We start from the raw sequence: 13,513 nt of genomic DNA, 5'->3' as shown, positions 1-13,513 counted from the left end.
ATCAATGAGGAATTATTTTCTAATATCTCAAGTCTAATATCTATTTCAAAATGAAACAAAGAATACCTAAGCCTAAATTTTTTGCATGTTCGCAATCTATTGATTTGGCTAAAGAAATTGCAGAGTCTTATGGTTGTGAGCTAGGCAAATCTAAAAAAAATGTTTTTAGTGATGGTGAGTTTCAAGTTTCATTTGAAGAATCAATAAGAGGACGAAGAATATTTATTATTGGATCTACTTTTCCCAATTCTGATAACTTAATGGAAATGTTATTGATGATAGACGCAGCTAAGCGAGCGTCTGCCAGACATATAACTGCTGTTATGCCTTATTTTGGTTGGGCAAGGCAAGACAGAAAAGATAAACCAAGAGTCCCTATTGCTGCCAAATTAGTTGCTAAATTATTAGAAACAGCTGGAGCTACTCGTATTATTACAATGGACCTACATGCAGATCAAATTCAAGGGTTCTTTGAAAAACCTGTAGATCATTTGTTTGCATCTACTATATTTTTACCTGCAATAAAAGCTCTGAATTTAGATGATATTACCGTAGCTTCTCCAGATATGGGTGGTTCTAAAAGAGCCTACGCCTATTCTAAATATTTAAAGAGCGAAGTAGTTATCTGCTATAAACAACGTAAAAAAGCCAATGTTGTATCTCACATGGAATTAATTGGAAATGTTGAAGGAAGAAATGTAATTCTTGTTGATGATATGATTGATACAGCTGGAACACTTACTAAAGCAGCAGATTTAATGATGGAAAGAGGAGCTAAAAGTGTTCGTGCCATTTGTACTCACCCAGTATTATCGGGCGAGGCTTATGAACGTATTGAAAATTCAAAATTAGATGAACTTTTAATTACAAACACTATTCCATTAAAAAAACAAATCGATAAGATAAAAGTAGTATCTTGTGCCCCTTTATTTGCCGATATTATGCACAAAGTGCATAACAACAAATCGATTAGTGGGCAATTTTTAATGTAAAAAAATTTGAAACAATTAAACATAAATAAATAAAATGAAATCTATTACAATCAAAGGATCCAAAAGAGAAATCGTGGGCAAGGTAGCTACCAAAGCCTTACGTAATGCTGGAAAGGTACCTTGCGTATTATACGGAGGAGAAAAGCCTGTTCACTTTTCAGCAGATGAATTAGCGTTCAGACATTTAATATATACTCCAAACGTATATACTGCAACGATTGAATTAGAAAGTGGAGAAAAATTGAATGCAATCGTACAAGACATTCAATTTCACCCAGTTACTGATAGAATTTTACATATCGACTTTTATCAATTATTTGATGACAAACCTGTATCGTTAAATATTCCTGTAAAATTAATAGGTAATGCACCAGGTGTAATAAATGGTGGTGTATTGCGTTTTCCAAATCGTAGATTAAGAATTAAAGCAATTCCTGCTAATTTACCTGATTTTATCAATATTGATATTTCAAAACTTAAAATTGGTGATAAAGTATTTGTTGAATCGCTTTTATGTGACGAATATGACATTTTACACCCAGAAGATATGGTTGTAGTGCAAGTAAGAAATGCACGTGCTGCTATTGTTGATGATGCTGATGATGAAGAAGGTGAAGAAGGTGAAGAAGGTTCAACTGCAGAAGCTGGTGAAGCCACTGCAGAAGGAGAAGCTTAATATCAAAAAACTTCTATAAAGTTAAAAAGGCCTCGCAATAGCGAGGCTTTTTTTATTTTTACAGCCTAAAACAAATAAAATGGGATTGCTATCCTTTTTAAAATCATTTTTTACTACAAAAAATAACACCATACCTGAGATGAAAAAATTTTTAATTGTAGGACTAGGAAATATTGGTTCAGAATATGATAATACCCGACACAACATCGGATTTAAAATTTTAGATAGACTTGCCACAAATGAAAATATCACTTTCGAAAATAAAAAATTAGGAGCCATCAGCCAATTTAGATTTAAAGGAAGAACTTTTATACTATTAAAACCGTCAACTTATATGAATTTGAGCGGTAAAGCCGTAAAATACTGGATGACGAAAGAAAAGATTGCTCTGGAAAATGTACTGATTGTTTGTGATGATATCAATATTTCATTCGGAACCATTCGACTAAAAGGTAAAGGAAGTGCTGGTGGACATAATGGACTTAAAGACATTAACTTACAATTAAATACTCAAAACTACGCTCGCTTTAGATTTGGTGTTGGAGATCAGTTTAGCAAAGGCAAATTAATAGATTATGTTTTAGGCAAATGGAACCCTGATGAAGAAAGTAAACTCGGAGAAAGATTAGAAAAATCATGTGACCTTATTAAATCTTTTGGTACAGCAGGTCTAAACAATACCATGAGCGAATTTAATGGCAAATAAAAACTCCAAAGAAATAGGTATTTCCTTGGAGTTTATATATTACTGTTATTTTATCTAATTACTCCACGGTAACCGACTTTGCCAAGTTTCTTGGCTGATCAACATTACAATTACGCATTACTGCAATATGATATGATAAAAGTTGTAACGGAATAGTAGTTAATAATGGTGAAAATGCTTCTTCAGAATCTGGAATTTCAATAACATGATCCGCAATTTCTTTTACCGTAGTATCTCCTTCCGTAACGATAGCAATAATTTTCCCTTTTCGCGATTTTATTTCCTGAATGTTACTTACAACTTTTTCATAATGCCCTTTGCTTGTAGCAATAACAATTACAGGCATTCTATCATCGATTAATGCAATAGGTCCGTGTTTCATTTCTGCTGCAGGATAACCTTCTGCATGTATATATGAGATTTCTTTTAGCTTTAAAGCTCCTTCTAAAGCCACTGGGAAATTATATCCTCTGCCTAAATATAAACAGTTTGTAGAAAGCAAATATTTTTTTGAAATTTCTTTTACATGTTCATTTACACTCAATAACTGCTCAACTTTTTGAGGAATAAGTTCTAATTCTTGCAAATACATTCTAAAAACAGAACTTGACATTGTACCTTTTGCTCTTGCTAATCGTAAAGCCATTAAAGACAACACTGTAATTTGAGTAGTAAATGCCTTTGTAGAAGCAACTCCAATTTCAGGACCTGCATGTGTATAAGCACCTGCATGTGTTTCTCTAGCAATAGAAGACCCTACTACATTACAAACACCAAATACAAAGGCTCCTTTTTCTTTAGCTAATTTTACTGCCGCTAAAGTATCTGCCGTTTCACCAGATTGAGAAATTGCAATAACAATGTCTTTTTCTGTTATTATAGGATTTCTATATCTAAATTCAGAGGCGTATTCTACCTCAACAGGAATTCTAGAAAATTCTTCAAAAATATATTCTGCTACTAAACCGGCATGCCATGAAGTACCACAAGCTACAATAATAATACGATCAGCATTTAAAAACTTTTTCATATTATCTTCAACACCAGCCATCTTAATAATAGCCTCATCTCTTAACAAACGCCCTCTATAAGTATCCTGAATAGCTCTAGGTTGCTCATAAATCTCCTTTAGCATAAAATGCTCATAGCCTCCTTTTTCAATCTGTTCAAGATTCATTTGTAACTCTTGAATATTGGCATCAACTAAAGAATCGTCATTTATTTTTCTAATTTTAACATCTTTTCCTACTCTTATGATAGCCATTTCTTCATCATCCAAATAAATAGCATCTTTGGTGTATTCAATAAATGGTGAAGCATCGGAAGCGATAAAAAACTCTTTTTTGTCTTTACCCACACCAATTGCTATAGGACTTCCTAAACGAGCCACAACAATTTCATTTGGTTTTCTTTTATCAAATACAGCTATAGCGTATGCACCAACCACCTCATTTAAAGCAATTTGAACTGCTTTACCAAGCTTTACATCGTTGTTTTTCTGTACTTCTTCAATTAAATTAACCAACACTTCAGTATCGGTATCACTTTGAAAAGTATATCCTCTATTGATTAATTCTTTTTTTATAGTATCATAATTTTCAATAATACCATTATGTACAATAACCAAATTTCCTGACTGTGAAGTATGAGGATGTGAATTTACATCATTAGGTATACCATGTGTTGCCCATCGTGTATGTCCAATACCTAAATTCCCTTCTTTTTTAGAAACTTTTTCTACAAGGTCACTTACTTTACCTTTAGTTTTAGCTAAATTAATTTGAGTGCCATCATAAAGTACTAGGCCAGCACTATCGTAACCTCTATATTCTAAACGTTGTAAACCGTTAATAATAATGGGGTATGCATCCCTATAACCTATATAACCTGTAATTCCACACATTTTCGTTATTTTTTTATGAACTTATTCGTTATTAACTGTGTAAAATATTTCAAGTTTTAGCCTTTTTTCATCGGTAGGACTAGCTAATTTATTCCCTTTAAGAATAACTCCTTTAGGATTCCAACTGTAATCTTTAATATTGGTATCCGACTCTGCAGTAGGGTCATCTCCAGTATGATAAACCTTTATTGCTAATTTATTAAAACTTAAAGGATCGTCCGATTTTAAAACTTCTGAAATATAATCCGTAATAGTAAACTTATATTTTAAAGGTTTATTGTCTTCGGTCTTTTCCAACACTCCATTAAATTGATTTAATTGAAATTCTGTCATAGCATCAAGAATTTGAGTATGCTCATCATAATTATACAAATACAATTTGTAAGGAATTATGGTATCCACATCACTTTCTACATAGAATGTTAAACTAGCATCATTTATAAGCCAGTTTTCACTTCTAATTTCTTCTAACTGCTCTTCTCCAATTCCTTTCAATAAATCCACTACCGCTACAGATCCAGCAGCTCCTTGTACAAATAATTTATCTTCACCATTTATAGTATCAGGATTACTTAAATAAGTATTAATATTACTATCTTCTGCTAAAGTATAATCTCTTGTATAAATTCCTGTTTTTAATCCACTTAAAGAAAAAATTGCAGTCTGTTTGGTTTTTACAGGCACATCAGTATCGTCAGTATCTCCATCCCCATTTAAATCGCCAGTAGACTCAGATTCATTCGTCAAAACAATATTACTATAATAAAAAGTCATAGTAGCATTAGACATTGCAAGCGTCATTAAAGAACCATCAGTACCATCAGCTTCTATAATAAGACCTCTAAAATAATTTATAAAATTATCGTTAGAGTCAAATGCACCTGAATTTTGTTGATCTATAAAATGTGTTCTAAAAAAAGTAGTATCCAAAGGTATTTTTATAGATGGAGCTACAGTAGCAGGTTTAATAGTATCTCTATCATCAACAGTACTAGGGTCTCCATCTAAAAACTTTCTTTCTACAATATAAACCGTATCATTTTTATTTGGCTTAAATTCACTTGTAGTAAAAAGTAATTCTCCTTTACTATAGGTCTCATCTGAATAATATTTTTTACTCAACTCTGGATTTTCTGGATCTAATGAATTTAAATACGTGTTATTTCTATATACTTTTAAGTCAAATTCTAAATCTTGATTACCTATAATTGAATCGAGTTGAAAATTTGGTGTTCCATCAGAATTACTTTCTAACGCAGTAGAATAATAAGGAATGTCTAAAATTACGGCATCTATAGACATATTTTCGGTAAAATTAATAGTAGCTAAATTTACTTGAGCAACTATAGAAGCCTTTAAAAGTCCAAAATTTTTATCTTTTGTAACTCCTAACAAATGAGGATTATTACTAAAAATTCTAGAAGAATCAACATTTTTGTTATATGAAACGACCTCAAAAGTAGCTTGTTTTGGTACAAATAAATCATTATCGACTAAACCAACTCCAATATTTTCAAAATCCTTTTCACAAGCTATTACACTCATTAATACAATAGAAAATATAATTATATATTTAATACTGTTCACAATTTTTGTAGTCATAAACAAAAAATTATTTTTATATTATTTTATAAAACTTCGGTAAGGTAAAAGTTGGAATAAATATCTGTTAATCCTTCTTCTAATGGATGCTCTAGTAGTGGTATATTTTTTTGATTAACAAATTCTAATAGTTCATCTGGAATAGTTTCACTACCTTTAATAACACCATCAGAATTTTCAATGGCTATTTTTAGAAGATTATTATAGCTAGAAGAGGAAAGCGATGTTAATTTTTCATCATTTATACCATCAAATTTAATTTTGTCAACCAGTTTATCTCCAATAGTGCCTTTAAAACCTCCATCATAAATAGAGGTAACTATTTTACTATTGATATATAAAGGATCGTTTTTATAGTATTCTCTTAAATATAATGGCAATAACGACGCCATCCAACCATGTACATGGATAATATCTGGAGTCCAATTTAACTTTTTTACAGTTTCTATTACTCCTTTTGCAAAAAAGATTGCTCTTTCATCGTTATCTTCAAACAACTTTCCGTCTTCATCAGAATACACAGCTTTGCGTTTAAAATACTCATCATTATCAATAAAGTAAACCTGCATTCTTTCTTTTGGAATTGAAGCTACTTTGATAATCAATGGCATGTCCATATCATTAATGATAAGGTTCATACCTGATAATCGTATTACTTCATGCAATTGATGTCTTCTTTCATTTATAACACCAAATCTTGGCATGAAAATTCTAATTTGAGCACCTTTACCGTGCATTTGTCTTGCCAACTCAAAGGAAGTGCTTGCTGTATCAGTTTCTGGTAAATAAGGTATCACCTCAGACGATACATACAATATTCTCTTATCTTTCATCTAAATAAATTTTCACCGACCTGTTCAATTATAAATATCATTTAGGTTGGTATTGGTCATTTTTTATTAAACACCTAATTATAGGCTTTCATAAAATCCGTCTGTAATTAAGAATAAGCAAAATTACGAATTTTTGATTAGATTTATACTGAAAATGTTAAGTTTACACCCTTTTAACAATAATTAACAATAAAACTGATGGAAGTTTTTTATAAAAAAGAAACACTAAAAGCATATTTAAACAAATTAAATAAGCAAGATTCTGTGGGCTTTGTACCCACTATGGGTGCATTACATGATGGGCATTTATCCTTAATTAAAAGAGCAAAAAAAGAGAACAACATTGTTATAGTTAGCATCTTTGTAAATCCTACTCAGTTTGATAAACAAGAAGATTTAATAAAGTATCCTAAAGATTTAACTAAAGATTTAAAACTTCTAGAAAAAGTAAATTGCGATGTGGTATTTGCTCCAGAAGCTAATGAAATTTATGACAACCGTATTAAAGCAGAATCTTTTGTCTTTGATGGGTTGGAAGACGAAATGGAAGGTAAGCACAGAAAAGGACATTTTGATGGCGTTGGAACTATTGTGAAAAAACTTTTTGAAATTACATCTCCTGATAAAGCTTATTTTGGCGAAAAAGATTTTCAGCAATTACAAATAATAAAAAAGGTAGTAGAAAAATTTGAACTTCCTATTAAGATAGTTCCATGCGATATATATCGTGAAAACGATGGTCTTGCAATGAGCTCTAGAAATGTAAGATTAATAGGAAAAAGTAGAGAAGAAGCTCCCTTTATTTACAAAACATTACAAAAAGCAAAAGAAAAATTTGAAAAAGAACCCATAAATGAGATTATTAGTTGGGTAGAAAAAGAATTTAGCAAAAATGAAATTCTTGACCTAGAATACTTTGAAATTGCTGATGAAACTACATTAAAACCCACCAAACATAAAAAAGAAAACACACGTTATAGAGCTTTTATTGCAGTATTAGCTGACAATGTAAGATTAATTGATAATATAGCACTAAATTAATTACCTTTGCAAACCAAAAATTGCACAATTACTTTGGCGTTATTTTTGTTAGAGTAAGTTGAATTAATTTATAGCGTTTTGAAGATAGAAGCATTAAAATCAAAAATACATAGAGTTACTGTAACAGGTGCTGACTTAAATTATATTGGAAGTATTACCATTGATGAAGATTTAATGGATGCTGCTAATATAATTCAAGGTGAAAAAGTGCAAATTGTTAACGTTAATAACGGTGAACGATTAGAAACTTATGTTATTAAAGGTGAAAGAGGTAAAGGAGAAATAGTATTAAATGGTCCGGCAGCAAGACGTGTTGCTAAAGGCGATATCGTTATTATTATTTCTTATGGAATCATGGATTTTGAAGAAGCTAAAACTTTTGAACCTACTGTTATATTTCCAGATGAAAGAACAAATACTTTGCTAACTTGAGTTCTTCGAACAAGAAAATACGTAAAACATTATTAATAATACTCCCAATTACCCTGGGAGTTTTTTTAGTTTGGTATTTTTTATCAAAATTAACTCCTGAAGACAAATCGGCAATTGTTAGTTCTTTTAAATCGGCAAATTATTGGTGGGTACTATTGTCTTTAGTATTAGGAGCTCTAAGTCATTTATCTCGAGCTTATCGATGGCAATTTATGCTAAAACCAATGGGTTATAAACCAAAATTCGCCAATAGTATAATGACGGTTTTTATCTCATATTTAGTAAATCTTGGTGTGCCTCGTGCTGGTGAAATTGCCCGTGCCACAGGAATTTCAAAATATGAAAACATTCCATTTGAAAAAGCCTTTGGTACTATAGTAGCAGAACGTATAGCTGACGCAATAGTTTTACTTGGCATAATAGGATTAGCTTTTTTTCTTCAAGCAGATTTACTTTCTGAATATTTGTTTAAAGATGGAGATAATGGCATACAAAAATATGTTATAATGGCAGTACTTGCTATATTAGCTATTAGTTTTTACTTTATCATCTTAAAATCAAAAAATCCTTTTTTTATTAAGATAAAACGTTTTATTAATGGATTAATAGAAGGAGGGATAAGCATCTTTAAAATGGATAACAAGTGGTCATTCATTTTTCATACACTATTTATATGGTTAATGTATGTTTTGATGTTTTATGTAGTAAGTTTTGCTTTACCAGAAACTTCCAATTTACCTTTTGAAGCCATAATTGTTGGTTTTGTTGTGGGCGGCATTAGTATGGCTGTAACCAATGGAGGGTTGGGCACCTACCCAATTGCCGTAGCTAGTGTATTAATTTTATATCATATTCCTGACAATCCGGCCAGAGCTTTTGCATGGATAATGTGGACTGCACAAACGCTAATGATATTATTATTTGGTGCATTATCTTTCTTAATTTTGCCTATTTACAATAGAAACCAAAACTAATGGAAACCTTTTACAGTAACGGAAAATTACTGCTTACAAGTGAATATGTTGTACTTGACGGATGCAAAGCCTTAGCAGTACCTACTAAATTTGGTCAAAACCTTAGTATTCAAAAAATTAATGAAGATGAGTTGATTTGGGAAAGCTATACTCATCAAGATGAATTGTGGTTACAAGTAATATTTGATTTACCCAAATTACGAATAATTTCAGCAACCTTTAATTCGTCAAAAGATGGTGGTGGTGATTTACTAGCCGAAAAACTTCAAGAAATATTATTAACGGCAAAATTACAATCACAATTTAATGGTAAAAATTTTCTTATTAAAAAACAAGGTTTTTATGTAAAATCTAAACTTGATTTTCCAAGAATTTGGGGGTTAGGAACATCCTCTACGTTAATTAATAATATTGCTCAATGGGCTGGTATTAATGCTTTTAAATTACAATTTTCAAGTTTTGGAGGCAGCGGATATGATATTGCATGTGCTCAAAATAATACTCCAATAATTTATCAGCTATTAGAAAAAAAACCAATAGTTGAAATAATAAATTTTAATCCTCATTTTAAAAACCAACTCTACTTTGTACATCTTAATAAAAAACAAAATAGTAGAGAAGGAATTGCCTCTTATAGAAATTTTAAAGGCCAAATAAGTACTTTGAAAGACGAAGTTTCTAACCTTACCAATCACATTATAAAATGTAATTCTTTAACAGATTTTGAAAAACTTATTAAAGAACATGAAAGGTTAATTTCAAAAGTAATAGATCAAAAACCTGTTCAAGAGCAACTTTTTTCAGATTATTTTGGACAAACAAAAAGTTTAGGAGCTTGGGGAGGCGATTTTATTTTAGCTACAGGAAATAATAACACACCTAAATACTTTAAACAAAAAGGATTTGAAACAGTAATTTCATACGAAGAAATAATCTTATGAAACAAAAAATAATAATTATAGGTGGTGGAGCAGCTGGTTTTTTTGCAGCAATTACTTGTGCAGAAAGCAATCCTGATGCCGAAATTATTATTTTAGAACGTGGTAATGAGGTACTTCAAAAAGTAAAAATATCTGGTGGAGGAAGGTGCAATGTAACCCATGCTTGTTTTGATCCTAAAGACCTTTGTGAATTTTATCCAAGAGGAAAAAAAGAATTATTAGGTCCTTTTCATCAATTTATGACTGGAGATACCATGCAATGGTTTGAAGAAAGAGGTGTTGCCTTAAAAATTGAAACTGATAACCGCGTTTTTCCTATATCAAATTCCTCACAGACCATTATTGATGTATTGGTAAATTCTACTGAAAAATTGGGAATAAAAATTAAACTGAACCATCGAGTTGAAAGTTTTGAAAAAAAGGGAAATCAATGGAAAATTAGTACAAATCAAGGTGATTTTGATGCTGATAAATTAATGATTGCTACAGGAAGCAATACTAAAATATGGAATTTATTAGAAAAACTAGGACATACAATTGTTTCTCCTGTACCTTCCTTATTTACCTTTAAAATAAACGACAATCGAATTAAAAAAATTCCAGGGGTTTCAGTAGTAAATGCAACTGTGTCAATTACAAATTCAGAGTTTAAAACGAATGGACCTTTATTAATTACCCATTGGGGAATGAGTGGTCCTGCAATTCTCAAACTTTCTGCTTTTGGGGCACAATTTTTAGCTGAAAAAAATTACCAATATAACATTTTGATAAACTGGTTATCTAAGCCTACTCAAACAGTTTTTAACGAACTAAAGAAGACTAGACAAGAAGAACAAAAAAAACAAATAATATTAAGATCTCCGTTTAAAGAAATACCCAAACGCCTTTGGGAAAATCTAGTGTTAGCTTCAGAAATAAAAAGTGAATCTAGATGGGCCGATGTTTCCAATAAACAACTAGAAAAACTTAGTATCCAACTTACCAAAGGGATTTTTAATGCTAATGGAAAAGCTACTTTTAAAGAAGAGTTTGTTACAGCAGGAGGTGTAGATTTAAAAGAAATTAACTTCAAAAAATTTGAAAGTAAAATCCATAAAAATCTTTTTTTTGCTGGAGAAGTATTAAATATTGACGCCGTTACAGGCGGCTTTAATTTTCAAAATGCATGGACCGGTGGTTATATTGTTGGCAATAGCATGGCCGAAAATTGACATACAAATGTTTAATGCTCAATTATATTTTTTTGATGTTAGATAAAAGTTTTTATCTACTTCAAAAGATTTTATTTCCTTTTTTGTAGCAAATGTTTGCCAGTTTTCCTTTGGATTAATCCACACTTCATTTCCATTAATTATAGTTTTTAAAGGCATTTCAAAACCCTTTACCACGTTAGTATATCTATACTTTATAACTTTTGGTAAAATCTTATACTCAAACATTGGAATTTTTGCAGTTCGCAAATATTGATTAAAAAATGAGCTTAAATCTATTCCTGATTTTTTAATTAAATAGTTCTCAATTTGTTCAGTTGTTACTGTTTGGTGATAAAAATCATTATTTAAACCTCTTAAAATTGTTCTCCATTTTTCATCATCATTGATTAATTGTCTCAAGGTATGCAACATATTTGCTCCCTTATAATACATATCTGACGAACCTTCATTATTTACATTGTATTTTCCAATAATAGGCTTGTCGTTTTGTATAATATTTCGTGTGCCAATTACATATTCAGCAGAAGCTTCCTTACCATAAAAATAGTCTAAAAATAAATTTTCGGAATAGGCTGTAAATCCTTCATGAATCCACATATCTGCAATGTCTATATTTGTAATATTATTGGCAAACCACTCATGCCCCGATTCATGAATAATTATAAAATCAAATTTTAATCCCCAACCAGTACCTGATAAATCTCTTCCTAAATAGCCATTTTTATACTTATTTCCATAGGTAACACTACTTTGATGTTCCATTCCTAAATATGGCACTTCAACAAGTTTAAATCCATCTTCATAAAATGGATACGGACCAAACCAATGTTCAAAAGCCTCCATCATTCTAAAAGCGTCTTTAAATTGAATTTTCGCTTTTTCTAAATTTTCTGGAAGCACAAAAAAATCCATACTTAAGTCTCCTTTTTCTCCTTTATATATACTATCAAAATGGACATAATTACCAATATTAATATTCACTCCATAATTATTTATTGGGTTACTCACAAACCAATGATAGGTATTAGAATTCTTGTTTTTTACAACCTTTCTTAGTTTTCCATTAGACACGTCCATCAACCCTTTTGGTGTAGTAATACTAATTGCCATACTGTCCACTTCATCATACATATGATCTTTATTTGGCCACCATACACTTGCACCTAATCCTTGACAAGAAGTAGCTATAAACGGATTTCCATCTTTGTCTTTTTTCCAAGAAAAACCGCCATCCCATGGAGCTTTTACAGCTTCTTTAGGTTTACCAGAATAATGAACTACAATTTCATTGAATGCTCCAATTTTCTGATCTTTTTTTAAATGAACAAAATGGGCATTTCCATCAGATACAACTTTTAGATGCTCTCCATCTTGTGTAACTTTCTCAATCTTTAAAGGCGGTTGTAAATCTACTTGAAGTATATTATTTTCAGACAATACCTTATATCGAATAAGATTAGTTCCAGAAATTTCTTTTTTATCAGGATTTACCTCAACATTTAAATCATAATAATTTAAATCCCACCAAACTCTTTCTGGAGTTATACTACCTCTTAGAGTATCTTGACTCGTAAAGTTTTGAGCTTTTGCACAAAATACAATTCCAAATAAAAATAAAATAAAGGATACTTTTTTCATGGTATAGGTACAGATTTTAACAAATCTAGTAAATATTTTAAGAATGTTAACAGACGTAAAAATTTATACGAGGTTTTTACATTACAATATAACATTAATAAAATTGACTTTAAAAGCCTCAAAAAACCAATTTTAAGAACTCTTCCAATAATTTGTTTTGGTATTTAGTGTTTTGGTTTTGTGCTAAACTTCAATTAGTTCGCCACTTCTCCCCTATGAGGCTTCAAGGCATCGCGATAGGTAAGCATATCTTTTTCATCTACTACAATAAATGCAGTTGCAAAATAGTCAGAAAGTTCTGCAACATCAACTTCGTGATATGTTAACGATTCTTTTACTGCAAATTCTTGTAAATGAATTGCATGATGCTTTGCGGTTGGCAATGCCTCTGGACCTCTAAAATCCCAAATGAGTTTTATTTTTCTGCTCAAAATATTCCTTTTTGCAAAGGTATCTATTTAACCTTTTTTAGAACTATCTTTTTTATCCATGTTAAAATCTACCTATAAAAAAACAACCGAAACTCACAAAAAATTGTTTTTGTCTTTGTACGTGCCGACA

At 30.8% G+C, this 13,513-nt stretch carries 13 protein-coding genes; 8 read left to right on the top strand and 5 right to left on the bottom strand.

From position 1 onward, the window contains the following. Nucleotides 1-50 precede the first annotated feature (50 nt). From EGM88_RS09540 to pth, 3 genes are all read left to right on the top strand, one after another. A complete protein-coding gene (locus tag EGM88_RS09540) occupies nt 51-992 on the top strand; it encodes a ribose-phosphate pyrophosphokinase (protein ID WP_123897911.1) in 942 nt (313 codons plus the stop codon). A 34-nt stretch (nt 993-1,026) separates the two neighbouring features. Continuing rightward, nucleotides 1,027-1,668 carry a 50S ribosomal protein L25/general stress protein Ctc gene (locus EGM88_RS09535; protein ID WP_123897909.1) on the top strand — a complete coding sequence of 214 codons (642 nt, stop codon included), beginning with the start codon at nt 1,027-1,029 and terminating at the stop codon, nt 1,666-1,668. Between the two features lie 79 nt (nt 1,669-1,747). Then, entirely contained in the window at nt 1,748-2,374 is a 627-nt protein-coding gene (gene pth, locus EGM88_RS09530; RefSeq protein WP_238988416.1) for an aminoacyl-tRNA hydrolase, read from the top strand. Between the two features lie 58 nt (nt 2,375-2,432). Here pth and glmS read toward each other — a convergent pair whose 3' ends face one another. The 3 genes from glmS to EGM88_RS09515 are packed head-to-tail and all read right to left on the bottom strand — an operon-like array spanning nt 2,433 to nt 6,712. Next, on the bottom strand, nt 2,433-4,277 hold the full coding sequence (glmS, locus tag EGM88_RS09525) for a glutamine--fructose-6-phosphate transaminase (isomerizing) (RefSeq protein WP_123897905.1): 1,845 nt from the start codon (nt 4,275-4,277) through the stop codon (nt 2,433-2,435). A gap of 21 nt (nt 4,278-4,298) precedes the next feature. Then, nucleotides 4,299-5,879: a DUF4270 domain-containing protein gene (locus tag EGM88_RS09520; RefSeq protein ID WP_123897903.1), complete on the bottom strand. Its 1,581-nt coding sequence runs from the start codon at nt 5,877-5,879 to the stop codon at nt 4,299-4,301. A gap of 26 nt (nt 5,880-5,905) precedes the next feature. Beyond that, a complete protein-coding gene (locus tag EGM88_RS09515) occupies nt 5,906-6,712 on the bottom strand; it encodes a glycogen/starch synthase (RefSeq protein WP_123897901.1) in 807 nt (268 codons plus the stop codon). A gap of 198 nt (nt 6,713-6,910) precedes the next feature. On the opposite strand from EGM88_RS09515, the gene panC reads away from it, so the two are divergent. From panC to EGM88_RS09490, 5 genes are all read left to right on the top strand, one after another. Beyond that, nucleotides 6,911-7,753: a pantoate--beta-alanine ligase gene (gene panC, locus EGM88_RS09510; protein ID WP_123897899.1), complete on the top strand. Its 843-nt coding sequence runs from the start codon at nt 6,911-6,913 to the stop codon at nt 7,751-7,753. A gap of 78 nt (nt 7,754-7,831) precedes the next feature. Continuing rightward, nucleotides 7,832-8,185 carry an aspartate 1-decarboxylase gene (gene panD, locus EGM88_RS09505; RefSeq protein WP_123897897.1) on the top strand — a complete coding sequence of 118 codons (354 nt, stop codon included), beginning with the start codon at nt 7,832-7,834 and terminating at the stop codon, nt 8,183-8,185. Further along, complete coding sequence (locus EGM88_RS09500) at nt 8,182-9,159, top strand: lysylphosphatidylglycerol synthase transmembrane domain-containing protein (protein ID WP_123897895.1); 978 nt, start codon at nt 8,182-8,184, stop codon at nt 9,157-9,159. Before panD ends, EGM88_RS09500 begins: the two co-directional genes overlap by 4 nt. Continuing rightward, entirely contained in the window at nt 9,159-10,100 is a 942-nt protein-coding gene (locus EGM88_RS09495) for a GYDIA family GHMP kinase (RefSeq protein ID WP_123897893.1), read from the top strand. The genes EGM88_RS09500 and EGM88_RS09495 overlap by 1 nt, the downstream gene beginning before the upstream one ends. Continuing rightward, nucleotides 10,097-11,311: a BaiN/RdsA family NAD(P)/FAD-dependent oxidoreductase gene (locus EGM88_RS09490; protein ID WP_123897891.1), complete on the top strand. Its 1,215-nt coding sequence runs from the start codon at nt 10,097-10,099 to the stop codon at nt 11,309-11,311. The genes EGM88_RS09495 and EGM88_RS09490 overlap by 4 nt, the downstream gene beginning before the upstream one ends. Nucleotides 11,312-11,329: 18 nt before the next feature. On the opposite strand, the gene EGM88_RS09485 is transcribed toward EGM88_RS09490, so the two are convergent. Together EGM88_RS09485 and EGM88_RS09480 are read right to left on the bottom strand one after the other, a co-directional pair. Then, entirely contained in the window at nt 11,330-12,952 is a 1,623-nt protein-coding gene (locus EGM88_RS09485; RefSeq protein WP_123897889.1) for a M1 family metallopeptidase, read from the bottom strand. 194 nt (nt 12,953-13,146) lie between these two features. Continuing rightward, nucleotides 13,147-13,383: a hypothetical protein gene (locus tag EGM88_RS09480; RefSeq protein ID WP_123897887.1), complete on the bottom strand. Its 237-nt coding sequence runs from the start codon at nt 13,381-13,383 to the stop codon at nt 13,147-13,149. Nucleotides 13,384-13,513: the final 130 nt, after the last annotated feature.

It is taken from the genome of Aureibaculum marinum (assembly GCF_003813905.1).
Lineage (GTDB): Bacteria > Bacteroidota > Bacteroidia > Flavobacteriales > Flavobacteriaceae > Aureibaculum > Aureibaculum marinum.
This window is presented reverse-complemented; position numbering and strand designations above follow the sequence as displayed.